The sequence below is a fragment of the Streptomyces chartreusis NRRL 3882 genome (assembly GCF_900236475.1).
Lineage (GTDB): Bacteria > Actinomycetota > Actinomycetes > Streptomycetales > Streptomycetaceae > Streptomyces > Streptomyces chartreusis_D.
Map to the genome: position 1 here is coordinate 7563985 of NZ_LT963352.1, position 23408 is coordinate 7587392.

At 71.2% G+C, this 23408-nt stretch carries 25 protein-coding genes; 15 read left to right on the forward strand and 10 right to left on the reverse strand.

Annotated elements, in window-relative coordinates; all coding sequences use genetic code 11:
• Positions 1-295: 295 nt before the first annotated feature.
• Positions 296-880: a hypothetical protein gene (locus SCNRRL3882_RS34295; protein ID WP_010041331.1), complete on the reverse strand. Its 585-nt coding sequence runs from the start codon at positions 878-880 to the stop codon at positions 296-298.
• A 555-nt stretch (positions 881-1435) separates the two neighbouring features.
• Here SCNRRL3882_RS34295 and SCNRRL3882_RS34300 point away from each other — a divergent pair.
• Both SCNRRL3882_RS34300 and SCNRRL3882_RS34305 read left to right on the forward strand, forming a co-directional pair.
• Complete coding sequence (locus SCNRRL3882_RS34300) at positions 1436-2953, forward strand: glutamate-cysteine ligase family protein (protein ID WP_010041330.1); 1518 nt, start codon at positions 1436-1438, stop codon at positions 2951-2953.
• A 67-nt stretch (positions 2954-3020) separates the two neighbouring features.
• Positions 3021-3824 carry a CPBP family intramembrane glutamic endopeptidase gene (locus tag SCNRRL3882_RS34305; protein WP_010041329.1) on the forward strand — a complete coding sequence of 268 codons (804 nt, stop codon included), beginning with the start codon at positions 3021-3023 and terminating at the stop codon, positions 3822-3824.
• Between the two features lie 21 nt (positions 3825-3845).
• Here the strand turns inward: SCNRRL3882_RS34305 and SCNRRL3882_RS34310 are convergent, their stop codons facing one another.
• Positions 3846-4664: a PhzF family phenazine biosynthesis protein gene (locus SCNRRL3882_RS34310; protein ID WP_010041327.1), complete on the reverse strand. Its 819-nt coding sequence runs from the start codon at positions 4662-4664 to the stop codon at positions 3846-3848.
• A 63-nt stretch (positions 4665-4727) separates the two neighbouring features.
• Positions 4728-5924 carry an MFS transporter gene (locus tag SCNRRL3882_RS34315; RefSeq protein WP_010041325.1) on the reverse strand — a complete coding sequence of 399 codons (1197 nt, stop codon included), beginning with the start codon at positions 5922-5924 and terminating at the stop codon, positions 4728-4730.
• Between the two features lie 87 nt (positions 5925-6011).
• Here SCNRRL3882_RS34315 and SCNRRL3882_RS34320 point away from each other — a divergent pair, with 87 nt between their 5' ends.
• Positions 6012-6467, forward strand: a complete 456-nt coding sequence (locus SCNRRL3882_RS34320) for a winged helix-turn-helix transcriptional regulator (protein WP_010041323.1) — start codon at positions 6012-6014, stop codon at positions 6465-6467.
• A gap of 59 nt (positions 6468-6526) precedes the next feature.
• On the opposite strand, the gene SCNRRL3882_RS34325 is transcribed toward SCNRRL3882_RS34320, so the two are convergent.
• Positions 6527-7423 (reverse strand): aminoglycoside phosphotransferase family protein, encoded by an 897-nt coding sequence (locus SCNRRL3882_RS34325; RefSeq protein WP_010041321.1) that lies wholly within the window; start codon positions 7421-7423, stop codon positions 6527-6529.
• A gap of 288 nt (positions 7424-7711) precedes the next feature.
• On the opposite strand from SCNRRL3882_RS34325, the gene SCNRRL3882_RS34330 reads away from it, so the two are divergent.
• Positions 7712-8341, forward strand: coding sequence for a PadR family transcriptional regulator (locus tag SCNRRL3882_RS34330; protein ID WP_029181269.1), 630 nt, complete (start codon positions 7712-7714; stop codon positions 8339-8341).
• Between the two features lie 93 nt (positions 8342-8434).
• Here the strand turns inward: SCNRRL3882_RS34330 and SCNRRL3882_RS34335 are convergent, their stop codons facing one another.
• Positions 8435-8863, reverse strand: a complete 429-nt coding sequence (locus tag SCNRRL3882_RS34335; RefSeq protein WP_010041317.1) for an SRPBCC family protein — start codon at positions 8861-8863, stop codon at positions 8435-8437.
• Positions 8864-9086: 223 nt separating this feature from the next.
• Between SCNRRL3882_RS34335 and SCNRRL3882_RS34340 the strand changes: the two genes are divergently transcribed.
• The 3 genes from SCNRRL3882_RS34340 to SCNRRL3882_RS34350 all read left to right on the forward strand — a co-directional run bounded on the left by SCNRRL3882_RS34340 (position 9087) and on the right by SCNRRL3882_RS34350 (position 11990).
• Complete coding sequence (locus SCNRRL3882_RS34340) at positions 9087-9686, forward strand: Clp protease N-terminal domain-containing protein (protein ID WP_078602855.1); 600 nt, start codon at positions 9087-9089, stop codon at positions 9684-9686.
• An 84-nt stretch (positions 9687-9770) separates the two neighbouring features.
• Positions 9771-10775 (forward strand): EamA family transporter, encoded by a 1005-nt coding sequence (locus tag SCNRRL3882_RS34345; protein WP_010041312.1) that lies wholly within the window; start codon positions 9771-9773, stop codon positions 10773-10775.
• Positions 10776-11003: 228 nt separating this feature from the next.
• On the forward strand, positions 11004-11990 hold the full coding sequence (locus tag SCNRRL3882_RS34350) for a DMT family transporter (RefSeq protein WP_010041311.1): 987 nt from the start codon (positions 11004-11006) through the stop codon (positions 11988-11990).
• Between the two features lie 12 nt (positions 11991-12002).
• On the opposite strand, the gene SCNRRL3882_RS34355 is transcribed toward SCNRRL3882_RS34350, so the two are convergent.
• A complete protein-coding gene (locus tag SCNRRL3882_RS34355) occupies positions 12003-12683 on the reverse strand; it encodes a pyridoxamine 5'-phosphate oxidase family protein (protein ID WP_010041310.1) in 681 nt (226 codons plus the stop codon).
• 34 nt (positions 12684-12717) lie between these two features.
• Between SCNRRL3882_RS34355 and SCNRRL3882_RS34360 the strand changes: the two genes are divergently transcribed.
• Positions 12718-14049, forward strand: coding sequence for an aminotransferase class I/II-fold pyridoxal phosphate-dependent enzyme (locus SCNRRL3882_RS34360; protein WP_029181268.1), 1332 nt, complete (start codon positions 12718-12720; stop codon positions 14047-14049).
• Here SCNRRL3882_RS34360 and SCNRRL3882_RS34365 read toward each other — a convergent pair.
• Positions 14040-15026, reverse strand: a complete 987-nt coding sequence (locus tag SCNRRL3882_RS34365; RefSeq protein ID WP_010041305.1) for a DMT family transporter — start codon at positions 15024-15026, stop codon at positions 14040-14042. The genes SCNRRL3882_RS34360 and SCNRRL3882_RS34365 overlap by 10 nt on opposite strands.
• A 74-nt stretch (positions 15027-15100) precedes the next feature.
• On the opposite strand from SCNRRL3882_RS34365, the gene SCNRRL3882_RS34370 reads away from it, so the two are divergent.
• Positions 15101-16003, forward strand: coding sequence for a LysR family transcriptional regulator (locus SCNRRL3882_RS34370; protein ID WP_010041303.1), 903 nt, complete (start codon positions 15101-15103; stop codon positions 16001-16003).
• 15 nt (positions 16004-16018) lie between these two features.
• Here SCNRRL3882_RS34370 and SCNRRL3882_RS34375 read toward each other — a convergent pair whose 3' ends face one another.
• A complete protein-coding gene (locus SCNRRL3882_RS34375) occupies positions 16019-16489 on the reverse strand; it encodes a pyridoxamine 5'-phosphate oxidase family protein (RefSeq protein ID WP_010041301.1) in 471 nt (156 codons plus the stop codon).
• A gap of 140 nt (positions 16490-16629) precedes the next feature.
• On the opposite strand from SCNRRL3882_RS34375, the gene SCNRRL3882_RS34380 reads away from it, so the two are divergent.
• Positions 16630-17280, forward strand: a complete 651-nt coding sequence (locus SCNRRL3882_RS34380) for a cysteine hydrolase (RefSeq protein WP_010041299.1) — start codon at positions 16630-16632, stop codon at positions 17278-17280.
• Here SCNRRL3882_RS34380 and SCNRRL3882_RS34385 read toward each other — a convergent pair.
• A complete protein-coding gene (locus SCNRRL3882_RS34385; protein ID WP_010041297.1) occupies positions 17267-17731 on the reverse strand; it encodes a Rieske (2Fe-2S) protein in 465 nt (154 codons plus the stop codon). The genes SCNRRL3882_RS34380 and SCNRRL3882_RS34385 overlap by 14 nt on opposite strands.
• 418 nt (positions 17732-18149) lie before the next feature.
• Between SCNRRL3882_RS34385 and SCNRRL3882_RS34390 the strand changes: the two genes are divergently transcribed.
• Both SCNRRL3882_RS34390 and SCNRRL3882_RS34395 read left to right on the forward strand, forming a co-directional pair.
• Positions 18150-18905 carry a HipA family kinase gene (locus tag SCNRRL3882_RS34390; protein ID WP_010041295.1) on the forward strand — a complete coding sequence of 252 codons (756 nt, stop codon included), beginning with the start codon at positions 18150-18152 and terminating at the stop codon, positions 18903-18905.
• Complete coding sequence (locus SCNRRL3882_RS34395) at positions 18902-19315, forward strand: DUF3037 domain-containing protein (protein ID WP_010041291.1); 414 nt, start codon at positions 18902-18904, stop codon at positions 19313-19315. The genes SCNRRL3882_RS34390 and SCNRRL3882_RS34395 overlap by 4 nt, the downstream gene beginning before the upstream one ends.
• Before the next feature lie 16 nt (positions 19316-19331).
• Here the strand turns inward: SCNRRL3882_RS34395 and SCNRRL3882_RS34400 are convergent, their stop codons facing one another.
• Complete coding sequence (locus SCNRRL3882_RS34400) at positions 19332-19781, reverse strand: hypothetical protein (RefSeq protein ID WP_010041289.1); 450 nt, start codon at positions 19779-19781, stop codon at positions 19332-19334.
• Between the two features lie 225 nt (positions 19782-20006).
• On the opposite strand from SCNRRL3882_RS34400, the gene fabG reads away from it, so the two are divergent.
• The 3 genes from fabG (at position 20007) to SCNRRL3882_RS34415 (ending at position 23326) form a co-directional block, all read left to right on the forward strand.
• Complete coding sequence (gene fabG / locus SCNRRL3882_RS34405) at positions 20007-20768, forward strand: 3-oxoacyl-ACP reductase FabG (protein ID WP_010041288.1); 762 nt, start codon at positions 20007-20009, stop codon at positions 20766-20768.
• Between the two features lie 21 nt (positions 20769-20789).
• Complete coding sequence (locus tag SCNRRL3882_RS34410) at positions 20790-21542, forward strand: SDR family oxidoreductase (protein ID WP_010041286.1); 753 nt, start codon at positions 20790-20792, stop codon at positions 21540-21542.
• Between the two features lie 197 nt (positions 21543-21739).
• On the forward strand, positions 21740-23326 hold the full coding sequence (locus SCNRRL3882_RS34415) for an ABC transporter substrate-binding protein (RefSeq protein WP_029181267.1): 1587 nt from the start codon (positions 21740-21742) through the stop codon (positions 23324-23326).
• Positions 23327-23408 lie beyond the last annotated feature (82 nt).

Here is a 23408-nt window from a genome sequence, read left to right on the forward strand (position 1 = left end):
TGTTGCCCCACGGGCGTCGATCCGCAGGGATTTCGCGGCACCGCTTCTCACAGGTTCATGACGCGTCACCCGCGCGGATGGTTCATCCCAACTGGACTGTCACTTCGGATGGTTCGTGGTGGCCGAATGGGGCTAGTCCGGTCGGGCAGACGGTCGATTCCGGCTCGTACGAGCTATTCAGTGCTCGTACGAGCGGGAAAGGGCGACCGAGCGGAAAAAGGGCGACCCCGCCGCCGGAGAATTCGGCGACGGGGTGCGGAGGGCTTCGGTGCGGAGACTTTCGGGGCGCGGCGCTTCAGGCGGGTGAGCCGAGCAGCCGCGTCGGAGTCACCCGGTGGGTCAGCACCGGGAGCAGCTCGGCGACGCGGTGCGGGCGATGGGCCGCGATACCGGGAGGTGCGGGGGCGAGTGGGACGAGCAGATCGGTGGCGGCGGGATGGCCGGCGGCGCCGTCGGCGGTGCAGTCCTCGTGCAGCCAGAGCGTCAGCATGTACAGGCCGGGCACGGACAACAGGCGCGGCTGGTACGGCTGCGGCATCGTCTCGGCCTGGCGCAGGGCACGCTCGGTGGAGGCGATGTACGGGCCCTCGAAGAACCGGGAGAAGGCCCAGCCGTCGGGGGTCAGCACGGTGTCCGCGGCGGCCACCGCACCGTCGCCGCAGCGGATCAGGAAGCGCCACCCGGCCAGCCGGGTGGCCGACACCCCCTCGGCCGTGACGCGGTCGAGGACGTGGACGGGCAGGGGGAGCTCCGCAGTGGCGGGTCCCTGGGCGCGGAGCAGGGAGGGAGTTCGGGCCTCGACGACCGCGGTGGGAGAGGAGAGCGCAGTCAGTACGGAACGGAGTGCGGGCGCGGGAGCCGGGGGGACATGCAGCGGCATGGTGGGTCGCCTCTCATTTCAAAGGCACGGTGGCACGAGGGCGGGGGCGGACGGCGCTGTCAGCTCACGAAGGTCAGAGAGGCAGGGGCCGGGGTCTCAAGAACGAGAGGGGGGTGGGGTCCGCCGAACAAGGCCTCGACGGCATGACCCATCGACCGTGGGCGCCAACCTTCTGCCTGTTCGCGGAGTTTATACGACACGGGTTCAGACTGTGTTTCGTCTAGCCGTTTCCGGTGAGTAGAACAAGGGTACATTCGGTCGGCGATACGCGAGAATTATCCCGATTCCACGCGGGTGTGTGCGGCGATGACCTCGGCGAATGCCCGCGGGGCGGTCGGCCTATTCTCGTCGGCGTTTTTCACGAGTTCGCGTGATCCCGAAACCCGGGCTTGACGCGTCATGCCGAGTGAATGTGCCACCGGTCATACGTGACCAGCGTAGCGGTCGACGGGTCCGTCCGGGACGTTATCGATCGCTTTCGCTGGGCATCCTCCACCTGACCGGGACCCCGGCGGCCGGATCTTCGGCCCGCATCATCCGAGGAGGGACGCATCGATGGGGGAGAAGGTCGTGGCAGGCCGGTTCGACCTGTCCGATCGCCAGCGCTACCGCGACAAGCTCCGTCGGTGCCTGACGGGCTTGGAGCGACTCCTGGCGGAGAAGCGGTTCGATCGCCCCAAGAACCTCATGGGGCTGGAGATCGAGTTGAATCTCGCGGGCGCCGACGGCATGCCGAAAATGTTGAACGCGCAAGTCCTGGAGCGTATCGCGAGCCGCGATTTCCAAACAGAACTCGCCATGTTCAACCTGGAAGTCAACATTCCCCCACACCGTCTGGGAGGTCGGGTATTCGACCGGCTCGCGGAGGAACTCCGTACGTCACTGGCATATGCCGACCGGAAAGCCGGTGAGGTCGATGCGGGAATCGTGATGATCGGTATTCTGCCGACCCTCGACCGGGACGACCTGGTGTCGTCGAACCTCTCCGACGTCGACCGCTACACCCTCCTCAACGACCAGATCGTGGCCGCCCGCGGCGAGGAGTTCACCCTCGACATCGCCGGCGTGGAGCACCTCAGCTGCACCTCCAAGTCCATCGCGCCGGAGGCCGCCTGCACCTCCGTGCAACTGCATCTCCAGGTCACCCCCGCCCGCTTCGCCGACGTGTGGAACGCGGCCCAGGCGGTCGCCGCCGCGCAGATCGCCGTCGGCGCCAACTCGCCGTTCCTCTTCGGCCGTGAGCTGTGGCGCGAGTCGCGGCCCCCGCTGTTCCAGCAGTCCACCGACACCCGCCCGCCCGAACTCCAGGCCCAGGGCGTCCGGCCACGCACCTGGTTCGGGGAGCGCTGGATCACCTCGGCGTACGACCTGTTCGAGGAGAACCTGCGCTACTACCCGGCGCTGCTGCCGATCTGCGACGACGAGGACCCGCTGGAGGTGCTCGACCAGGGCGGCACCCCGTCGCTCGCCGAGCTCGTCCTGCACAACGGCACGATCTACCGCTGGAACCGCCCGGTGTACGGCATCGCCGACGGCGTCCCCCACCTGCGCGTGGAGAACCGCGTCCTGCCCGCCGGGCCCAGCGTCATCGACGTCGTCGCCAACGCCGCGTTCTACTACGGCGTCGTCCGCGCCCTCGCCGAGGAGGCCCGGCCGGTGTGGGCCCGGCTGCCGTTCGAGGCGGCCGCCGCCAACTTCGACGCCGCGTGCAAGGACGGCATCGACGCCCGCTTCACCTGGCCCCGGCGCGGCCGCTACGGCGGCACCGCGCAGGTCGACGCGGTGAGCCTGGTCCGCGACGAACTGCTGCCGCTCGCCGAGGCCGGGTTGGACGCGTGGGGCGTGGAGCCGGCCGACCGCGACCTGTACCTGGGTGTGATCGAGGAGCGGTGCCGGCGCAGGGTGAACGGGGCGAGCTGGCAGGCCGCGACCTTCCACAAGGCGCTGGACGCGGGCCACTCGCGCGGGTCCGCGCTGGCCGCCACGACCCGGCGCTATCGCGAGCTGATGCACAAGGGGGAGCCGGTGCACACCTGGCCCGTGGGGCTGCCGGAGCCGGTGCCGTTGGGTTGACGCGCCGCTGGGCCGGTGCACCGCCGGCCTCATACTGATCCGACAGGTCGGTGAAGTGGAGGCAGGTGTGCAGGCGGAGGCGGGCCCGGTGGCCGACGATTCCATTCCCCAGCAGCGTCTCTCGCGGCGGATGCTCCGCAACGAGACGCTGCTCGTGCTGGCGCTCTCGCTGGGGGCGAGCGGAGTCTCCGCCCTGATCAGCTTCATCGGCTCGGTCACCAAGCCCGGCGGGCTGAAGGACCAGGCGGCCACGATGAACGCCTCGGCCGCGCCCGGCCGTCCCTGGCTCGACCTGGCCTGGCAGCTCTTCGGGATCACCACCGCGCTCGTGCCCGTCGTACTCGTCGCGCACTTCCTGCTGCGCGAGGGCGCGGGCCTGCGCGCCATCGGGTTCGACCGCACCCGGCCCTGGCCCGACCTCGGCCGCGGGGCGGCGATCGCGGCGGTCATCGGCAGCACGGGCATCGCCTTCTACCTGGCCGCCCGCGGCCTCGGCTTCAACCTCACGGTGGTCCCCGAGGCGTTGCCCGCCGTGTGGTGGAAGTACCCCGTGCTGATCCTCTCGGCGATCCAGAACGCGGTACTGGAGGAAGTGATCGTCGTCGGCTACCTGCTGCGCCGCCTCGGCCAGCTGGGCTGGACGCCGACGGCCGCGCTGGTCGGCAGCTCGGTCCTGCGCGGCTCGTACCACCTCTACCAGGGCATCGGCGGCTTCATCGGCAACATGGTCATGGGCGTGGTGTTCGTCTACCTGTACCGACGCTGGGGTCGGGTGGGCCCGCTGGTGGTGGCCCACTCGCTGCTCGACATCGGTGCCTTCGTGGGCTACGCCCTGCTGGCGGGCAAGGTCGGGTGGCTTCCGACGGCGTGAGACACCCGGGGGAGGGGCGTCTCAGGCCAGCAGCTCGCCCTCGATGACGGTGACCGCCCTGCCGGACAGCAGGGTGCGCTCGCCGCGCAGCTCTGTGCGGACGCGGCCGGAGCGGGGCGAGGCCTGGAGGCCGGTGAGGCGGGGGCTGTCGAGGCGCTCGGACCAGAACGGGGCGAGCGCCGTGTGCGCGCTGCCGGTCACCGGGTCCTCGTCGATGCCGACGTTCGGGAAGAAGCAGCGCGAGACGAAGTCGTAGCCCCGGTCGGGGTCGTCCGCGCGGGCCGTGGCGATGACGCCGCGCTCGGAGTGGGCGGCGAGGGCCTTGAGGTCGGGGACGAGGCCGTGCACCGTCTTCTCGTCTGCGACCTCGACCAGCAGGTCGCCGATGTTCGGGCCGGTGTCGAGGACCGTGAGCGGCTCGGTGCCCAGGGACTCGGCGAGGCCGTCCGGCGGGTCGATCCGGGTGAGGGGAGCCGTCGGGAAGTCCAGCGTGACGGAGCCGTCCTCGGCGGGCGTGGCGGCGAGGACGCCGCTGCGGGTGGCGAACCGTACCGGGCCCACGTGGATGCCGGTGGTGTGCAGGACGTGGGCGGTGGCCAGGGTCGCGTGGCCGCACATCGCGACCTCGGTGGCCGGCGTGAACCAGCGCAGCGCCCAGTCGGCCTCCCCGCCCTCGGGGAGGGGGTGCGCGAAGGCCGTCTCGGCGTGGTTGACCTCCAGGGCGACGTTCTGGAGCCAGGTGTCGTCCGGGAAGGCGTCCGCGTCGTTCAGAAGAACGACTCCGGCCGGGTTTCCGGAGAAGGGGCGATCGGTGAAGGCGTCGACGATTCGAATCCGCATGCCCCGACGCTAGAGGCTCGCCGAAGCGGCGGACCAAGGCCAATCGGCGAGTCCTGGCCCGATTCACTCACGAGCCTCCTCTCTCGCCAGGCGCTCACCGAGGGCGACGCGGAGCGGTCGCCTGTCGGTCGCCCGGACGGCCAGTGCGCAGGCCGCGAATCCCGCCCCGAGGAGGCTGGAGCCCGCCCAGCCGTAGGTGGTGAACACGGCGGTCGTCGCGGCCGCGCCGAGGGCGGAGCCGAGTGAGTAGAAGACCATGTAGCCGCCGATGACGCTGCTGACGCGGTCCGGATACGCGGTGGTGAGCAGGTGCTGGTTGCTCACGTGCACGGCCTGGACGGCGAAGTCGAGAACCACGATCCCGGCGATGAGGAACCACAGTGACCACGGCAGTTGCGCGACCGCTGCCCAGGAGAGGATGAGCAGGGCGAGCGCGAGACCGGTGACCGGGGCCGCCCGCCCGGCATCCGCCCACCGTCCCGCGCGTGCCGCGCCGAGCGCGCCGGCGAGCCCGGCGATGCCGAACAGCCCGATCTGGCTCTCGCTCAGCTGCCACGGCGGGTCCGCCAGCGGCAGGGAGAGTCCGCTCCACAGGGTCCCGAACGACGCGAACAAGAAGAACGCGATGACCCCGCGCGTGAGGAAGGCACGCTGCCGGAACAGCCCGCCGAGCGAGGCGACGACCTGCCGGTACCCCGCAGGTGGCGTGAGGCGCTCGTCCGTCGGCAGCGCCGCGAGGACGAGGGCTGCGAGCCCGAGTGACAGCACCGCGAGTACGGCATAGACGCTCCGCCAGCCCCACAGCTCGGCGAGAGTGCCGGTGACGACCCGCGCACCGAGGATGCCGACGACGACGCCCGAGGTCACGACACCGATGTTCCGTCCGCGCTCGGCGGGCAGCGACACCGACGCGGCGTAGGCCACGGTGGTCTGCACCACGACCGCGAACACCCCAGCCGCAGTGAGTCCCGCGAACGCCACCCAGGCTGCTGACGCCGAGGCCGTAAGGATCATGCCCACGGCCGTGATCGCCAGGTGCACGGCGATGAGCCGACGCCTGTCGACCACATCGCCCAGCGGCACCAGGAGCACCAGGCCTGCCAGATAGCCGAACTGGCCGGCCGCGACGATCCACCCGGTGAGTTCCGTCGGCACACCGAGGTCGCGTCCCATCGGCGCCAGAACCGGCTGGGCGGCGTAGATGCTCGCCACGGCGACACCACACACCACCGCGAGCAGCAACCGCCGCCACGCGTCCATAGCTCCCCGACCCCAATCAGTAGCAGATTGCAACTGACCTGACCGTACGGCAGAATAGTTTCAATCCGCAACTCATTGGGAGGTGCCATGCCGCGTACCGCCACGCGCGCCTCGAACCCCGACTGGACCGACCCCGGCTGCCCCGTCGCCCGCACACTCGACCTCGTCGGCGACAGGTGGAGCCTTCTCGTCGTCCGTGACGCGATGGACGGGGCGCGATCGTTCACCGAGTTCCAGCGCCGGACCGGCATCGCCCGCAACATCCTCACGGACCGACTGCGCAAGCTCACCGCTCACGGGGTCCTCGTGCAGCGCGCCGCACCATCGGGGCGCCGCCAGGAGTACGTACTCACCGATGCCGGCCGCGACCTCTTCCCGGTCATCGTCACCCTGCGCCAGTGGGGAGAACGCCACGCCTTCGCCCCCGGCGAGACTCACTCCACCCTCGTCGACCGGTACGGCACCCCCGTGCCGGAGATCGTGCCGACCGGCGCCGACGGCACGCTCCTCGGCGCCGAGACCACCCGCGTGCAGAAGGTCTGACGGAGGTGTCCCCGGGCGGCAGGCGATCTTCTCTATGACGGCCTACGGTCGGGGCGACATCACTCCATCGACTCCAGGATGCGGTCGAGTGTCCGGCGCCCCATTCTGCTCATCGTCGGATTGCTCTCGGCGTAGTACCAGACAAGGCCCATCGCCTGTTCGAACGCCCATGCCTTGCCGCGCTCCCACTCCAGATCGTCACAGACCAGTGTCCGCCGGAGCACTTCTCGCGGGCCTGACTGCAACAGGTGCCAGGCACTGACCAGATCCAGCGCGGGGTCGGCCGGGCCGAAGCCGCCGGTGTCGAGTACGCCGCAGAGCCGGTCTCCCGCGACCAGTACATTGCCGGGAATCAAGTCACCATGGCTCATCACGTCGGCACCCGTGCGTGGCAACTCCCGAAACTGACTCCACACCCGGCGCAGCCGGGGCACGTCGAGCAGCCCCTCACTCTCCTCGAAGCACTCCGCCATCCAATCGTCGTGGTGGGCGAGGACGCCGCCACGATTCTCACCGCTGAAAAGCCGCCCCCGCGTCCCGGCGTCCCGCAGGGCTGCGATGAAGGCCGCAAGGTCCTCGGCGAAAGCGTCCGACCCACTCGGGTCGGCATCAAAGGCGACCGTTCCCGGCAGCCATGTCTGGACCGACCACGGCATGGGGTAACCGGCTCCGGGCTTTCCCAAGGCGACGGGTTCCGGGGCGGGGAACCGAGACACCTGTGCCAACTCCGCGCTCGCCCGGGCTTCCCGTTCCAGCACCGTCAGCACATCGGCAGCATCGGCCAGGCGCAGTGGGAAGCGCGCAGAAAGGTCGTTTCCGATGCGGAAGATGGCGTGGACCGTCCCGGTCGACGACAGGGGTTGGATCGCCTTGCCGCTCCACTGAGGGAACTGCTCTTGGATCAAGGCCGCAACGATGTCGGTGGTCACGTCCACCTGGTCATCGTGCATGGTCATCTCGCAGCCCCTCCGCTAGTCCCATTCGAAGCGCCGGAAGCAGACCGGATCACTGAGACGACAGCCAGTATTCATGGGCCAGGGTCCAGATCGACTGAGTTTTTTTCGGCCACCCAGGTGCCTCAACCGTTCTGGTCGCCCCAGGTCCCAACCGCGGCGGAGGCCTGCATCTGCTTGGCCGACCGCACGCGCATCGACGACCCGTGGTCCGGGGCTTGCCATGCGGACACTACCGATATATCGTTGAGGCATCGCGACAGATCAACGATGGAATGGAGAGTGTTTGCGATGCATACTCACGGATTCGAGCACGGGCATGGCCACGGTGGACCCCGTCACGGTGGCCGGGGCGGTTTCGAGGGGCTGCGTGCGGCCTTCGGGCCCTTCGGGCCGGGTGGTCCCGGCTGGGGCGGACCCGGTGGCCCGGGTTTCGGTCCCGGGCCCTGGGGCGGGCGAGGACGCGGGGGACCGAGGGGAAGGGCGCGGCGCGGTGACGTACGGGCCTCGATCCTGGCCCTGCTGAAGGACCGGCCGATGCACGGCTACGAGATGATCCAGGAGATCGCCGAGCGCAGCGGCGGGGCGTGGAAGCCCAGTCCCGGCTCGGTGTACCCCACCCTTCAGCTGCTGGAGGACGAGGGCCTGATCACCAGTGAGTCCGAGGGCGGCAAGAAGCTGTTCTCGCTCACCGAGGCGGGCCGGGCCGCGGCCGAAGAGGGGCCCGAGGCGCCCTGGGAGGAGGCCTCCCGCGGGGTCGACTGGGAGGCCCTCGGGGAGATCCGCCAGGCCGGCTTCGGTCTCATGGAGGCCTTCGGCCAGGTCTGGAAGACCGGCAGCAAGGAGCAGCGGGAGAAGGCGCTCGGCGTCATCAACGAGGCCCGCAAGAAGCTGTATCTGATCCTCGCCGACGAGGACTGACGAGGGCTGACGACGAGCACTGACGTGGACTCATGAGGCGCCCCGTGGAGTGATCCGCGGGGCGCCTCGGCCTGCGCCGGACTGCCTGGCGTGTCAGGTCACCAACCCGTCCAGCTTGCGCAGCGACTCGTTCAGGGCGGCCGTCGCCGAGTCCTTGAGCTTGCCCGCCATCAGCGACACCGTCGCGCCCGTGAACTCGCCGTCGATGCGGACCGCCGTCGCGTCGCCGTCGGGCGTGAGGGTGTAGCGCGTCGCGACGGTCACGCCCATCGGGCCCTTGCCGCGGATGGCGAGCACCCGGGCCGCTTCCAGTGCCTCGACGGTCCACTCCACCTCGGCCGGGAAGTTCATGAGCCGCATGTTCTCCCGGAACGTCGAACCCACTTCGAGGGGTTCGGGGCCGCCCGCCGGGAAGCTCGTGTGGGTCGCGTTCCACTCGCCGTACGCGGACCAGTCCGTGAGTCCGGCCCACACCTTCTCGGGCGGTGCCCCGATGCGGGCCTCCGCGCTGACTTCGGCCATGCGACCACCTCTTCACGTCGGGCTGGATGTCGCGGAACGTAGCCGCGACGGTCGTAATGTTCAATACTGACGAACTGTCAGGCCTGTTCTGACTGCCGGGTGAAACAGCCTGATGTCCTCCGTAAGGAGGAGATTCCGGCCGGCGATGTCCACTTCCTGTGGGACGCCGAAATGCTTCCCTCCGGGGATGACCCGGGCCCTCGGGACTGATGGGGTAGGGGATGTGCAACCCCGTATCCCCCGCCAGTCGGCCCTAGAGCACGGCATCCACCGCGCGGAGAGTGATGCCAGGTTCAGTGACGAGCTGGCATCGGTGATCACCGGTGCCCGCCGGAGAGCGGTCAGGGACGCGGACCGGCAGATCGACACCGCCCATCTGCTCCACTCGCTGCTGGAGTCCGACTCCGAGGCGCGTGCCGTCTGCGGCGACGGGCCGCAGATCGCGCGGCTGCTCGGCTACCTCGTCCAGCGCAGCATCGGCTACGGCCTGCGCTGGCAGAGCGGCGTCGAGGACTCCGGCGCCGTACCCGTCGTGACGGGGACCGCGGGTTACTCGCCGCTCGCCGCGGCCTCGATGGAGTACGCCTGCGAACGGGCCGCGCGGCACGGCGGTCCGGCCCGCGGCGTCGACCTGCTCGCGGCGATCGTCGTCGACTCACAGGCGCGCGCCGTCGAGGTGCTCCGACGCGCCGGGATCGACCCGCACGAGGTGCTCGCCCGGATCGACGGCTGGTCCGCGCGGCCTCAGGAACGCGTCGCCTGGTCCGAGGAGGGTGCCGACAGGTCTCAGGAGTGCGTCCGAGGGGGCGAAGGTCCTTGCTGACCGCCTGTGCGGAGCAGCCTCTCGCGTCCAGGCAGTGAGACAGGTGCCATAGGGGGTGACGCTCCTGTCAGGGCCTGTCATCATGTGCCGGTGCGTACGTCTGACAGCAGCCCCAGCAGGCACGGCAAGGGGGTCGGGCTCGGCCTCGCGCTCCTGTCCGCGGTCGCCTTCGGCGGATCCGGTGTCGCGGCCAAGCCGCTGATCGAGGCGGGCCTGGACCCGCTGCACGTGGTGTGGCTGCGCGTGACCGGGGCGGCCCTGGTGATGCTGCCGCTCGCCGTGCGCCACCGTGCGCTGCCGCGCCGCCGCCCCGGACTGCTCGCGGGGTTCGGGCTGCTGGCCGTCGCCGGTGTCCAGGCCTGTTACTTCGCCTCGCTCTCCCGTATCCCCGTCGGGGTGGCGTTGCTCATCGAGTACCTGGCGCCCGCCCTCGTGCTGGGCTGGGTGCGGTTCGTGCAGCGGCGGCCCGTGACGCGTGCCGCAGCGGTCGGTGTCGTCCTCGCGGTCGGGGGGCTCGCCTGTGTCGTCGAGGTGTGGTCGGGGCTCCGCTTCGACGCCCTGGGGCTGCTGCTCGCACTCGGCGCGGCCTGCTGCCAGGTCGGCTACTTCGTCCTCTCCGACCAGGGCAGCGACGCCGGGGACGAGGCGCCCGACCCGCTCGGCGTCATCGCCTACGGCCTGCTCGTCGGTGCGGCCGTACTGACCGCCGTCACCCGGCCCTGGAGCATGGACTGGGCCGTGCTCACGGGCACCGCGCGCATGGACGGCACGCCCGTCGCCGCGGTCGCCCTGCTCGCCTGGATCGTCCTCGTCGCCACGGTCGTCGCGTACGTCACGGGCGTGCTCGCCGTGCGCCGGCTCTCCCCGCAGGTCGCCGGTGTCGTGGCCTGTCTCGAAGCGGTCATCGCCACCGTCCTGGCCTGGATCCTGCTGGGCGAGCACCTGTCGGCACCGCAGCTCGCCGGTGGCGTGATCGTGCTGGCGGGCGCGTTCATCGCGCAGTCCTCGACGCCTGCGAAGGGCTCCGAAAGGCCGGTGGCGAGCGGCGGCCCGGAAAGGAAGTTGTCCCGGCCCGGAACGGCCGCATAGGGTGCCGATCATGCCTTCGAGCGCACTCGTTCTCCCGCCTCCGGCCGCCTGAGGCGGGCCCTCCGGAAACCGCGCCCGGCGTGTCACCGCCGGGCCGAACGGTGCTGCCCGCAGACGAAGTCCGCGGACCCCGCTGATCCGACGTGATCCGGGGCCCTTCCCGAACTTCCGCGCACCAGCCGCCGCCGATGCCGTGCGGTGCGCCGTGCGCGTCTGCGGAGAGAACACGTGTCGAACACTGCATCCGGCCTGCCCGTCGGGCGAGGCCTCCTCTATCTGATCGTCGCCGGTGTCGCCTGGGGCACCGCGGGCGCGGCCGCCTCACTGGTCTACCGGGCCAGTGACATGGGGCCCGTCGCCCTCTCCTTCTGGCGCTGCGCCGCCGGTCTCGTGCTGCTGCTCGCCGTCCGCCTCGTCCGGCCGCGCGCCCAGGACGCCGTACGCGGGCCGATCGGCCGCCGGGCGCTGCGGGCCGGGGTCACCGGGCTCGGGCTCGCGGTGTTCCAGACGGCCTACTTCGCGGCAGTCTCCGCCACCGGTCTCGCCGTGGCCACGGTCGTCACCCTCGGCGCCGGGCCCGTGCTCATCGCGCTCGGCGCCCGGCTGACGCTCGCCGAGCGCCTCGGCCGGGGCGGGACGGCGGCCGTCGCGGGCGCTCTCGCCGGACTCGCGGTCCTCGTCCTCGGCGGCGGGGGCACGGCCGTGCGCCCGTGGGGCGTGCTGCTCGCGCTGGTGTCGGCGGCCGGGTACAGCCTGATGACGCTGCTCACCCGCCGGTGGGGCCGGGACGGTGAGGCCGACGCCTCCGGGACGACCGTCGGGGTCTTCGCCGTCACGAGCCTGTGCCTGTTGCCGTTCGCCGTGGCAGAGGGGCTGCTGCCGCACACCGCGGAACCCGGCCGGGTCCTGGTGCTGCTGGCGTACGTCGCCGCCGTCCCCACGGCCCTCGCCTACGGCCTCTACTTCGCGGGTGCGGCCGTCGTACGGTCGGCCACCGTCTCGGTGATCATGCTGCTGGAGCCGGTGAGCGCGGCGGTGCTCGCCGTCGTCCTGCTCGGCGAGCGCCTCACGGTGGCGACGCTGGCCGGCACGTTGCTGATGCTGGGCTCGGTCACGGGGCTCGCGGTGGGGGAGGCGCGGGGTGCGAGGGCGCCCGAGGAACCAGGGACCCCCATCGCGGCGGGGCCGCACACCAGCGCGGCCCCGCGCCCCTGAAGGGCTTCGACCTCACCGTGCCCGCAAGTAGTCGGGCAGTTCGGTGCCGGGGGCCAGGTCGGGGTTGGGGACCGGGGCGTCGTAGCCCTTGCGCAGCGGGACGACGCCGGCCCAGTGGGGGAGGGCGAGGTCCTCGGGTTCGTCGTTCGCTCCGCCGGTGCGGACCTTGGCGGAGACCTCGTCCAGGTCCAGGCGGAGCACCGCGGTGGCGGCCAGCTCCTTCCTGTTGGCCGGCCGCGAGTCGGCGGAGCGGCCCGGTACGACGTGGTCGACCAGGGCGTCGAGGGCCTGCCGCTTCTCCTCGGGGTCCGTCACGTCGTGGGCGACGCCGTGCACCACCACGGAGCGGTAGTTGATCGAGTGGTGGAAGGCCGAGCGGGCCAGGACCAGCCCGTCGACGTGCGTGACGGTCAGGCAGACCGGGAGACCCGGGTCGGCCTGGCCGGCCTCCCGCAGCGGGCGCGAGCCCGTCGAGCCGTGCACATAGAGCCGCTCGCCGACCCGGGCGTACAGCGTCGGCAGTACCACCGGCGCGCCGTCGCGGACGAAGCCCAGGTGGCAGACGTACGCCTCGTCGAGCAGCGAGTGCACCAGGTCCTTGTCGTACGAGGCCCGGTCCGCCGAGCGAGTGGGGACGGTGCGGTCGGTCGGGGTGTAGGCGGCGGACTGCGACGGCGTCTGCGTGGTCCCCATGCGCTCTCCATTGTACTAGTGCATAATTAGCTTTGTGCTAGGAGAATATCGGATCAGTGGGCGTCGCGCAGCGGACATTTCCGCGAGCATCGAGCGGGCGGTGGGCAGCGGTGAGCTGCCGCCGGGTCAATTGCTGCCGCCCATGCGGGAGTTGGCGGAGCAGTTGGGGGTGAATCCCAACACGGTCGCGGCCGCGTACCGGACCCTGCGCGAGCGCGGGGTCATCGAGACCGCGGGCCGGCGCGGCAGCCGGGTGCGGCCCGCGCCGGCCACGACCGGGCGGGACCACATCAGGGTGGACGTCCCCGACGGCGTGCGCGACGTGGCGAACGGCAATCCGGACCCGGCGCTGCTGCCGCCGCTCGCCGGGGCGTTCGCGGCGGCAGCCGCCGAGGGCGACCGCGCGCCGGTCCTGTACGGGGCCGACCCGCTGGAGCCGGAGCTGGCCCGGATCGCCCGCGCCGCTCTCGACGCCGACGGGGTACCGGAGGGGCCGCTCACCGTGGTCTCCGGGGCGCTCGACGGGGTCGAGCGGGTGCTCGCGGCCCACCTCAAGCCCGGCGACACCGTCGCCGTGGAGGATCCCGGCTGGGGCCGCACCCTCGACCTCGTGCCGGCGCTGGGGCTCAGGACCGTCCCCGTAGGGGTCGACGACGAGGGGCCCCGTGCCGACGACGTACGGCGGGCGCTGGAGGCCGGGGCGCGCGCCCTGATCGTCACCGACCGGGCGCAGAACCCGACCGGCGCGGCGGTCAGCGCCACGCGTGCGCGTGCCCTGCGGTCCGTGCTCCAGGAGCACCCGGAGACCCTCCTCATCGAGGACGACCACGGGCACGGCATCGTCGACGTGCCCCTGCACCCCCTGGGGGGCGCCACCCGGCACTGGGCGTTCGTGCGCTCGGTCGCCAAGGCCTACGGACCCGATCTGCGCCTCGCCCTGCTCACCGGGGACGCCGTCACCGTCGACCGGGTCCGCGGCCGGCAGCGGCTCGGGCCCGGCTGGGTGAGTCGGCTGATGCAGCGGGCGTTGGTGCGGCTGTGGGCCGACGGGGCGGTGGACACGCGCGCGGTGGCGGCGGCGTACGGCAGGCGCCGGGACGTGCTGATCGGCGCGCTCGGCCGGCGCGGTGTCGTGGCGCACGGACGCAGCGGTCTGAACGTGTGGGTGCCCGTGCCGGACGAGACCGGTGCCGTGGCGCGGCTGCTGCACGCCGGCTGGGCCGTCGCCCCCGGCGCCCGCTTCCGGCTGAGCGCACCGCCGGGCATCCGGGTCACCGTCTCGACGCTCACCGAGGACGAGACCGAGGCGCTCGCCGCCGCGATCGCCTCGGCTCTCGAACCGGCTCCGGCACGGAGTTACGTCTGAGGCTTCCCGGCTGGGTCGCAGGTGTCGGCCCGGAGCCGCTGTGCCCGAGGCTTCGGCCGTACCTGTGTGAGTGCCGCACCGATCAGGACGATGACCGCCCCGACCGGTGTCGACCAGGTGAGCGACTCGTCGAGGAGGGCGACGCCCGCGGCCGTGGCGATGACCGGGATGAAGTACGTGACCATCTGGGCGGTCGTCGGCCCGACCTCGGCGACCAGGCCGTACTGGAGGAGGACGGCGAGGCCCGTGCCCAGTGCGCCCAGGGCGGCGATCGCCAGCAGCGGCCCGGCGGACAGGCTGGTCGGCAGGGTCGTGAACAGCGGTGTGACGACGGCCAGTTGTACCGTCGCGAGCAGCAACTGCGCGCCGGTCATCGACAGGTGTGAGTGGCTGGTACCGGCTAGGGTGCGGCGGACGTAGATCCAGCCGATCGGGTAGCTGAGCGAGGCCAGCAGGGCCAGCGCCGTGCCGCCGGCGTCCAGGCCGTGGAAGCCCTGCCAGGCGCCCAGCACCGTGAGCACCCCGAGGAAGCCGAGGCCGAGCCCGGCGACCCGCACCCGGGTCGGGCGGTCCTCCGACAGGGCGACCAGCGACAGTGCCATGCCCCACAGCGGCGAGGTCGCGTTGCAGATGCCCGCCAGCGTGGACGGGATGGTCAGCTCGGCGTACGCGAACAGCGAGAACGGCAGGGCGTTGAGCAGGAACGCGGCGACCGCCAGATGCCCCCAGGTGCGCGCCCCGCGCGGCAGTCGCTCGCGACGCACCGCCATCGCGGCGGCCAGCACCGCCGTGCCGAACACCAGTCGGCCGAGCGTGACCTGGAACGGTGCGTACCCCTCGGTGCCCACCTTGATGAGGAGGAAGCTGAAGCCCCAGATCAGGGACAGGGCGGCGAAGCGCAGACGCCAGTCGAGGCGGCGACGGGGGTGGTCGCCCGAGGGGGTGGTGACCCGGCCGGGGGTGGTGACGGTGCTCATGGGACCACGATGCGGGGCAGGAACCTCGTAGCACAATCGAAATTTCGTACCCGTAATTGCGTAGTATTGCTTACATGTTGAACTTGGAGCGCCTGCGCACTCTCGACGCCCTCGCCCGGCACGGCTCGGTCAGCGGCGCGGCCGAGGGCCTGCACATCACGACCTCCGCCGTCTCCCAGCAGATGTCCAAGCTGGAGCGGGAGGTCGGCCAGCAGCTCCTGGCCAAGAACGGCCGGGGCGTGCGCCTCACCGACGCGGGGCGGCTGCTCGCCGAGCACGCCGCGCGCATCCTGTCCCAGGTCGAACTCGCCCAGTCCGACCTGGAGGCGCAGCGCGGACAGGTCGCCGGCGAGCTGAGACTCTCGGCGTTCCCGACGGCCGCCCGCGGCCTGTTCCCGCTCGCGCTGTCCGCGCTGCGCGAGCGGCATCCCGCGCTCCGGCTGCGCTCCTGCGAGCTGGAACCGGAGCGCAGCATCGCCGGGGTGGTGCGCGGCGACCTCGACCTCGCCGTGGTGCTCGACTGGTACAACAAGCCGATGGCGCTGCCGGACGGCCTGGTCAAGGCACCGATCATGGACGACCCGGCCGATGTCGCCATGCCCGCGGACCACCGGCTCGCCGGGCGTGACGAAGTGGACCTCGCCGAGTTCGCCGACGACGAGTGGATCACCTGGGGCGAGGGGGAGTTCTGCCACGAGTGGCTGATGTTCACGCTCCGCTCGAAGGGCATCGAGCCGCTCGTCGGCCACCGCGCCGCCGAGACCCACACCCAGCTCGCGCTGGTCGCCGCGGGTCTGGGCGTGTGCGTCGCCCCGCTGCTCGGACGCCGTCCCGTGCCCGCCGGGGTCGTGACCGTCCCCGTCAGGCAGCGGGTCCGGCGGCATGTGTACGTGGTCTGGCGGGCGGACGCCGACCGCCGCCCGTCGATCCGGGCCGCGGTGAAGGCCCTTCAGGCGGCGGGGGAGAGCCTCGGCTGAGCCGGGGCCGCCTCTCTACTGCGCCGCCAGCTTGCGGAAGTCCCAGGAGACGATCTTCTGCGGCGTCAGACGCAGCCAGGCGTGCCGGCCGTCGTGCGGCATCTCCTCCAGGCCGAAGTTCTTCCGGGCGAACAACGTCTCGGGGACGTCGAGTTCGGCGCGCAGCTCGCCGGTGCGCGGGATCTCGCCCACGAACTCGGCGGTGCCCGACAGCTCGACGCCGCGCAGTTCGTCGTACTCCTCGCCGGTGTCGACGACGATCGCCACCCGGGGGTCGCGCCGCAGGTCGGTCCACCGTTTGCTGCGCACGACCGAGTACAGCCACATCGAGGTGCCGTCCCAGGCGAACCACAGTGTGCTCACATGCGGGGCGCCGTCGGCCGACACCGTGGCGACCCGGCAGGTGCGCTGGGTGGTGAGGAAATCGTCCAGCTCGCCGGGCGTCATCATGATCTTCCGGCCGCGGCGCTGCTGAGTGACGGTCATGCTCCCCCTCTTTCCTTCTTCTCTCACGTCGCGTCAGAGGAGATCCTCTGACATCACGTCAGAAAAGAATGTGTTCTCTTCCGTCCGTGCGCAATGGTGGCTACGCTCGCGCGCCCAGCCGCCGGCGCCCAGGGGGAACCGTGCCCGCGTACACAGAGCTCAGCGAACTCCTCGATCCGCGGACCACCGTGCTGCTCACCGTCGAGTGCCAGGAGGGCGTCGTCGGAGCGGACAGCGCACTGCCGGAACTCGCCGCGCAGGCACGCGCCGGCGGGGTGCTCGCCAACATCGCGCGGCTGGTGGACGCCGCCCACCGAGGAGGCGTCCAGGTCGTCCACGCCATCGCCGAGCGCCGCCCCGACGGTCGCGGGGCCAGCCGCAACGCCCGCCTGTTCCGGGCCGCCGAACGCCTGCCCGTCCAGCAGGTGTCCGGCACGCCGGCGGTGCGGGTCGCAACCCCGATCGAGGTCGCCGAGGAGGACCTCGTCGTACGGCGCCTGCACGGGCTGTCGCCCCTCCAGGGCACCGACGTCGACCCGCTGCTGCGCAACCTCGGCTGCCGCACGCTGATCGTCACCGGGGTCTCGGCCAACGTGGCCGTTCCCAACGCCGTGTTCGACGCCGTGAACCGCGGCTACACCGCCGTCGTCCCGGCGGATGCCATCGCGGGAGTGCCGTTCGACTACACCCCCGCGATGATCCGCCACACCCTCGCGTTGGTCGCCACGGTCGCGACCACGGACGAGGTGCTGGCGTCTCTGGAGCGTCCGGGTGGGGTCAGGCAAGCGTGATGGAGTCGCCGTTCACGCTGATCTGCTTCGCCTCCAGCGGCTCGACCGCGGGACCCTTCTTCACGCTGCCGTCGAGGACGGAGAACTGACTGCCGTGGCAGGTGCAGGAGATGATGTCGTCCTTGAGGTCCACCATCGGGCAGTCCCGGTGGGTGCAGATCGTCGAAAAGGCCTTGTAGTCGCCCGCGGCCGGCTGCGAGACCACGACCTTCTGGTCCTTGAAGATCTTGCCGCTGCCCTCGGGGATGTCGGTGGTCTTCGCGAGTGCCGCGCCCCCGGCTCCCGCCTCGGGCGACGAGCCGCCGCCGGCGCCCTGCTCGGTCGACGAGTCGGAGGCCTTGTCGTCCGATCCGCACGCCGTCAGCCCCACGGTGAGCCCTGCCGCGCCCACCGCCGCCACGAGGGTACGGCGGCTCGGTCCCGACTTCGGCTGAACTGATTCGCTGGTCATGCTGACGTTCCTTCCGCGGGTTCGTGATCTGCCGAGAGGTACGGCCGCTGGGGACCGGCTGTTCAGACAGTGTCGGAATCCTGACCGGTTCGTGGAACGACGCGGGTAAAGCGGAGCTGTCGGTTCGCTGTCGGGTTCCGGACTGCCACCGCGAGGCCGGGGGCCGGGCGGCCGCGTTGTCCGGTTTCTTTCCGTGCCCATTGCGAACGGAAAGGAAAATGAACTGCCGCTCCCGCGGCACCCGGCACACCCCGGCGGCGCACCGGCCGGGTCAGCAGCCGGCACCGCCCGCCTGCGCCCCTGACCCGTGATCACCCTCGGTTACTATGCTCACTTGATTGCCGAGGCCGGAAGCAGCGGGCCCACTGCCATCGATGGACTGCTCGGAAAGCAGGAAGACCCCCATGCCAGTCGAAAAATGTTGAACGAGGTCACCGCGACCCGCTACATCACGCCCCTGCGTGAGGGCGGTTCGCTGCCGGGACTCGTCGAGGGCGACGACTTCGGGACGTACGTCCTGAAGTTCACCGGCGCGGGACAGGGGCGCAAGACACTCGTCGCCGAGGTGGTCTGCGGGGAACTCGCCCGCCGGCTCGGGCTGCGGGTGCCACGCCTGGTCACGGTCGAGCTCGACGCGGAGCTGGGGCTCGGCGAACCCGACCAGGAGGTGCAGAGCCTGCTCAGGTCCAGCGGCGGCACCAACCTCGGCATGGAATTCCTCTCCGGCGCGCTCGGCTTCGACCCGCTCGCCTTCCCGGTGAGTCCCGGGGAGGCCGGGCGGATCGTCTGGTTCGACGCGCTGGTCAACAACGTCGACCGGTCCTGGCGCAACCCCAATCTGCTGATGTGGCGGGGCGAGCTGTGGCTCGTCGACCACGGGGCGACCATGATCTGGCACCACAACTGGCCCGGCGCGCAGGCCTCCGCGGCCCGTCCCTACGACGCCTCCGACCATGCCCTGGCGCCCTTCCGGCCCGATGTCGCCGCCGCAGCGGCCGAGTTGGCGCCCCGGGTCACCGAGGAACTGCTGGCCGACGTCACCGCGCGGATCCCGGACGCCTGGCTGACGGGGGAGCCCGGCTTCGGTACGCCGGACGAGCTGAGGCGGGCCTATGCACGGCCGCTGCTCGCACGGGCCGCCGTCATCCACGACCGCATCCAGGGGATCACGTGAGCGACCGGCACATCATCAAGGGCGGGACGCGCGACCGCCAGATCTACGAGTACGCCGTCCTGCGCGTCGTCCCGCGCGTCGAGCGCGGCGAGTGCATCAACGCCGGGGTGCTCGTCTACTGCCGCGCCGAGTCCTACGTCGGCGCCCGCACCCACCTCGACGAGGCGCGCCTGCTGGCCCTCGACCCCCGGGCCGACGTGGCCGGCGTCCACGCCGCGCTGCGCGCCGTGGAGGGCATGTGCGCGGGCGGCTCCGCGGCCGGCCAGGCGGCGGTCGACGCCCCCGGCCGCCGCTTCCGCTGGCTGGTCGCCCCTCGCTCCACGATCGTCCAGCCCGGCCCCGTCCACACCGGCCTGACCACGGACCCGGCGGCGGAGACCGAACGTCTGCTGGACCTGCTGGTGAGGTGACCGGTGTCCCCGGCCGTCAGTGCCGGCGGCGCTTCAGCACGTAACCGGCGGCGGCGACGGCGGCACCCGCCGCGAAGGTCAGGCCGATGGCGATGTCCCAGTCGCTCGGCCCCGAGGCCACCGCACCCCCGAGCCCGCCTCGCACGCCCCGGGTCGGGGCGGTGGTTGGAGTCGCGGTGACGGAAGCGGAGGGGCTGACGGAGGGACTGGCGGAGGGGCTGGGCGAGGTGGTGGGGAAGATGATTCCGCGGTGGGACAAGGCCTCACACGCGATGCCGTCGTCCGGGCCCTGGTCCTCGTCGAGTCTGTTGGGATCACTCGGATCCGCGTCGAAGACGGCCTGCGCGTCCTCCTGGAAGGAGAAGTCGCGGCAGTCCAGGTCCTGCCTGGCATGAGCGGGGTCGGCCAACGGCACGATGGCGGCGATCGCGAACAGCGTGCCTATGGCACCGGTACGACGGCGCATGGAGTGCCTCCCTTCACGAGTGGGTCGCGCTCCGACGCTAGGCGCCCAGAGGCGCGGTGGCGCGCGGCCGTAGGCCGAGCGGGTGTCCCGCAGGGCGTCGCCGGGCAGGGCAGGCGCGGGTAATGGATCACATGCCGAGCGTGGCCGTTGACACCGCGTGCCAGGGCTTCTAGCGTCACACCCACTGAAGGTACTAAGCGGTCGCTCATCTGAGGAGAAGCAGTCATGTCCACCACTGAGCAGCGGGTCGCCGTCGTCACCGGTGCCGCGCGCGGGATCGGCGCCGCCACCGCCGTACGACTGGCCGCCGAGGGCCGCGCGGTCGCCGTGCTCGACCTCGACGAGGCGGCCTGCAAGGACACCGTCGAGAAGATCACCGCCGCCGGTGGCAAGGCCATCGCGGTCGGCTGCGACGTCTCGGACGAGGCGCAGGTCGAGGCGGCCGTCGCGCGGATCACCGAGGAGCTGGGCGCACCGACGATCCTGGTCAACAACGCCGGCGTGCTGCGCGACAACCTGCTGTTCAAGATGAGCGTCTCCGACTGGGACACCGTCATGAACGTGCACCTGCGCGGCGCCTTCCTGATGTCCAAGGCATGCCAGAAGCACATGGTGGACGCGGGCTTCGGCCGGATCGTCAACCTGTCGTCGTCCTCGGCGCTGGGCAACCGCGGGCAGGTCAACTACTCGGCCGCCAAGGCCGGCCTCCAGGGCTTCACCAAGACCCTCGCCAAGGAGCTCGGCAAGTTCGGCGTCACCGCCAACGCCGTCGCTCCCGGCTTCATCGCCACCGAGATGACCAAGGCCACCGCCGAGCGCGTCGGCATGGGCTTCGAGGACTTCAAGGCCGCTGCCGCCACCCAGATCCCGGTGGCGCGCGTCGGTGAGCCGGAGGACATCGCCAACGCCATCGCCTTCTTCACCGGCGAGGCGGCCGGGTTCGTCTCCGGCCAGGTGCTGTACGTGGCCGGCGGACCGCTCGACTAGGGATCACAGGAGCCCACGGACATGACTGAACTCTCCGGCAAGGTCGCGCTCGTCACGGGCGCCAGCCGCGGCATCGGCTACGGCGTCGCCGAGGCGCTCGTCGCACGCGGCGACCGCGTGTGCATCACCGGCCGCAACGAGGACGCTCTGAAGGAGGCCGTCGAGCAGCTCGGCGCCGACCGCGTGATCCACGTCGCGGGCAAGGCGCACGACGAGGCCCACCAGGCCGTCGCCGTCGAGCGCACGATGGAGGCCTTCGGCCGCGTCGACTTCCTGGTCAACAACGCCGGCACGAACCCGGTGTTCGGGCCGATCGCCGACCTCGACCTGAACGTCGCCCGCAAGGTCTTCGAGACCAACGTCGTCTCGGCGCTGGGCTTCGCCCAGAAGACCTGGCACGCCTGGCAGAAGGACAACGGCGGCGCGATCGTCAACATCGCCTCCGTCGCGGGCCTGTCGCCCTCGCCGTTCATCGGCGCGTACGGCGTCAGCAAGGCGGCGATGATCAACCTGACGCTGCAGCTCGCGCACGAGTTCGCGCCCAAGGTGCGGGTCAACGCGATCGCCCCGGCCGTCGTGAAGACCAAGTTCGCCCAGGCGCTGTACGAGGGCCGGGAGGAGGAGGCCGCCGCGGCCTACCCGCTCGGCCGGCTCGGTGTGCCCTCCGACATCGGCGGCGCGGCGGCGTTCCTCACCTCCGGGCAGTCCGACTGGGTCACCGGCCAGACGCTCGTCGTGGACGGCGGCATCTTCCTCAACGCCGGCACGGGCTGACCCGCCGATGACACGGCCCGGCACGGGCGCCCCTGCGTACAGGCGGCGTCCGTGCCGGCGTAAAGTCCCGGCAAAGGGCGATGACAACGTCGTCAAAGGTTTATCGATCAAGGAGTCATGCCCCGGGGCGGGTCAGCGGGCACGGCACTGCGGTATGGTCTGCCGACCCTTGGTATGGCAGATCGAGGAGCGTGCGCGTGTTCAACCGGAACCGATGCCTGCGGCGGGTGGCGGCCATCGCGTCCATATCGTCCCTGGTCGCCGGGTGCGGCGTGCTGTCGTCCGACACTCCGGAGGACGAGGGGCCGATCGTCGTGGGCACCACCAGTGCTCCCAGCACGCTCGATCCCGCGGCCTCCTGGGACAGCTCCTGGGAGCTGTTCCGCAACATCTACCAGACGCTCCTGAGCTATCCGACCGGCGCGAGCGAGCCCCAGCCGGACGCCGCCGAGAGTTGCGGCTTCAGCGACTCCTCGAACCAGGTGTACCGCTGCGAGCTGCGCGAGGGTCTGAAGTTCTCCAACGGCGACGCGCTCGACGCCCAGGCCGTGAAGTACTCGTTCGACCGGATCCGCAAGATCAACGTCAACGGCGGCCCCGCCGGTCTGCTCGGCAGCCTCGAACGCGTCCAGGCGCCGAACGACCGCGAGGTGATCTTCCACCTCAACAAGCCCGACGCGACCTTCCCGTTCGTGCTCGCCACCCCTGCCATGTCGATCGTCTCCCCGGCCGCCTACCCGGAGAACTCCCTGCGCAAGGGCAGCGACGTCGTCGGCTCCGGGCCGTACGCCCTCGACTCGTACGACGAGGGCAAGGAGGCCGTCCTCGTCCGCAACGACGGCTACAAGGGCTACGCCGAGCGCCGGAACGACGCGGTGACCATCCGCTACTTCCAGGACTCCGGCGCCATGGTCAAGGCGCTGCGGGACGAGCAGATCGACGTGACCTACCGCGGTCTGGGCGCCGGTGACGTGGTCGACCTCCAGAGCAAGTCCTCCAACGAGGACGAGATCCAGCTCGTCGAGGGCACCGGCACCGACATCAACTACCTGGTGTTCAACCCGAAGGACTCCTGGGCCAACCGCAAGGCCGTGCGCCAGGCCATCGCGCAGGTCGTCGACCGGGCGGCGATCGCCCACAAGGTCTACAAGGACACCGTCGACCCGCTGTACTCCATGGTCCCCAAGGGCCTCACCGGTCACACGACGGGCTTCTTCGACGACTACGGCGACCCGGACGTCGCCAAGGCCCGCAAGATCCTCACCGGCGCGGGCATCAACCAGCGGGTCCCGCTCACCTTCTGGTACACGAGCGACCGCTACGGCTCCGAGACCGCGGCGGAGTTCAAGGAGCTGGAGCGTCAGCTCGAGGACTCCGGCCTGTTCGAGATCACCCTGAAGAGCCGCCCCTGGAAGACGTACGTCGAGGGCTACCGCAAGGGCGAGTACCCGGTGTTCGGGCGTGGCTGGTTCCCCGACTTCCCGGACGCCGAGAACTTCATCGCGCCGTTCGTCGGCGAGCAGAACGCCCTCGGAACGCCCTACCCGGCGCCCGAGATCACCGGCGACCTGCTCCCCCGGTCGCGCCGCGAGAGCGATCGCGCGAACGTGGAGAAGGAGTTCGAGGAGGCCCAGCGGATCCTCGTGGACGACGCGCGGCTGCTGCCGCTGTGGCAGGGCCGGCAGTACGTGGCGGCCAGCCAGGACATCTCGGGCGCGGAGCGGGCCATGGACCCGTCGACGATCATGATGATGTGGGAGCTGCACCGCAAGACCGCCTGGTAGGCGGGCGGGCGCCGGGCTCTCCCGGGCACGTTGTCAGTGGTCGCCTGTAGGTTCTGTGGCCTGGAAGTGACCGCACATCGTG

What these genes read in the sequence shown, in the direction of transcription:
- SCNRRL3882_RS34365 (WP_010041305.1), bottom strand. Translation starts at nt 15,026, where the DNA reads ATGAGCACCGTCACCACCCCCGGCCGGGTCACCACCCCCTCGGGCGAC.
- SCNRRL3882_RS34295 (WP_010041331.1), bottom strand. Translation starts at nt 880, where the DNA reads ATGCCGCTGCATGTCCCCCCGGCTCCCGCGCCCGCACTCCGTTCCGTA.
- SCNRRL3882_RS34320 (WP_010041323.1), top strand. Translation starts at nt 6,012, where the DNA reads ATGCCGCGTACCGCCACGCGCGCCTCGAACCCCGACTGGACCGACCCC.
- SCNRRL3882_RS34335 (WP_010041317.1), bottom strand. Translation starts at nt 8,863, where the DNA reads ATGGCCGAAGTCAGCGCGGAGGCCCGCATCGGGGCACCGCCCGAGAAG.
- SCNRRL3882_RS34400 (WP_010041289.1), bottom strand. Translation starts at nt 19,781, where the DNA reads ATGCGCCGTCGTACCGGTGCCATAGGCACGCTGTTCGCGATCGCCGCC.
- SCNRRL3882_RS34375 (WP_010041301.1), bottom strand. Translation starts at nt 16,489, where the DNA reads ATGACCGTCACTCAGCAGCGCCGCGGCCGGAAGATCATGATGACGCCC.
- SCNRRL3882_RS34390 (WP_010041295.1), top strand. Translation starts at nt 18,150, where the DNA reads ATGTTGAACGAGGTCACCGCGACCCGCTACATCACGCCCCTGCGTGAG.
- SCNRRL3882_RS34325 (WP_010041321.1), bottom strand. Translation starts at nt 7,423, where the DNA reads ATGACCATGCACGATGACCAGGTGGACGTGACCACCGACATCGTTGCG.
- SCNRRL3882_RS34355 (WP_010041310.1), bottom strand. Translation starts at nt 12,683, where the DNA reads ATGGGGACCACGCAGACGCCGTCGCAGTCCGCCGCCTACACCCCGACC.
- SCNRRL3882_RS34310 (WP_010041327.1), bottom strand. Translation starts at nt 4,664, where the DNA reads ATGCGGATTCGAATCGTCGACGCCTTCACCGATCGCCCCTTCTCCGGA.
- SCNRRL3882_RS34315 (WP_010041325.1), bottom strand. Translation starts at nt 5,924, where the DNA reads ATGGACGCGTGGCGGCGGTTGCTGCTCGCGGTGGTGTGTGGTGTCGCC.
- SCNRRL3882_RS34410 (WP_010041286.1), top strand. Translation starts at nt 20,790, where the DNA reads ATGACTGAACTCTCCGGCAAGGTCGCGCTCGTCACGGGCGCCAGCCGC.
- SCNRRL3882_RS34385 (WP_010041297.1), bottom strand. Translation starts at nt 17,731, where the DNA reads ATGACCAGCGAATCAGTTCAGCCGAAGTCGGGACCGAGCCGCCGTACC.
- SCNRRL3882_RS34370 (WP_010041303.1), top strand. Translation starts at nt 15,101, where the DNA reads ATGTTGAACTTGGAGCGCCTGCGCACTCTCGACGCCCTCGCCCGGCAC.
- fabG (WP_010041288.1), top strand. Translation starts at nt 20,007, where the DNA reads ATGTCCACCACTGAGCAGCGGGTCGCCGTCGTCACCGGTGCCGCGCGC.
- SCNRRL3882_RS34330 (WP_029181269.1), top strand. Translation starts at nt 7,712, where the DNA reads ATGCATACTCACGGATTCGAGCACGGGCATGGCCACGGTGGACCCCGT.
- SCNRRL3882_RS34300 (WP_010041330.1), top strand. Translation starts at nt 1,436, where the DNA reads ATGGGGGAGAAGGTCGTGGCAGGCCGGTTCGACCTGTCCGATCGCCAG.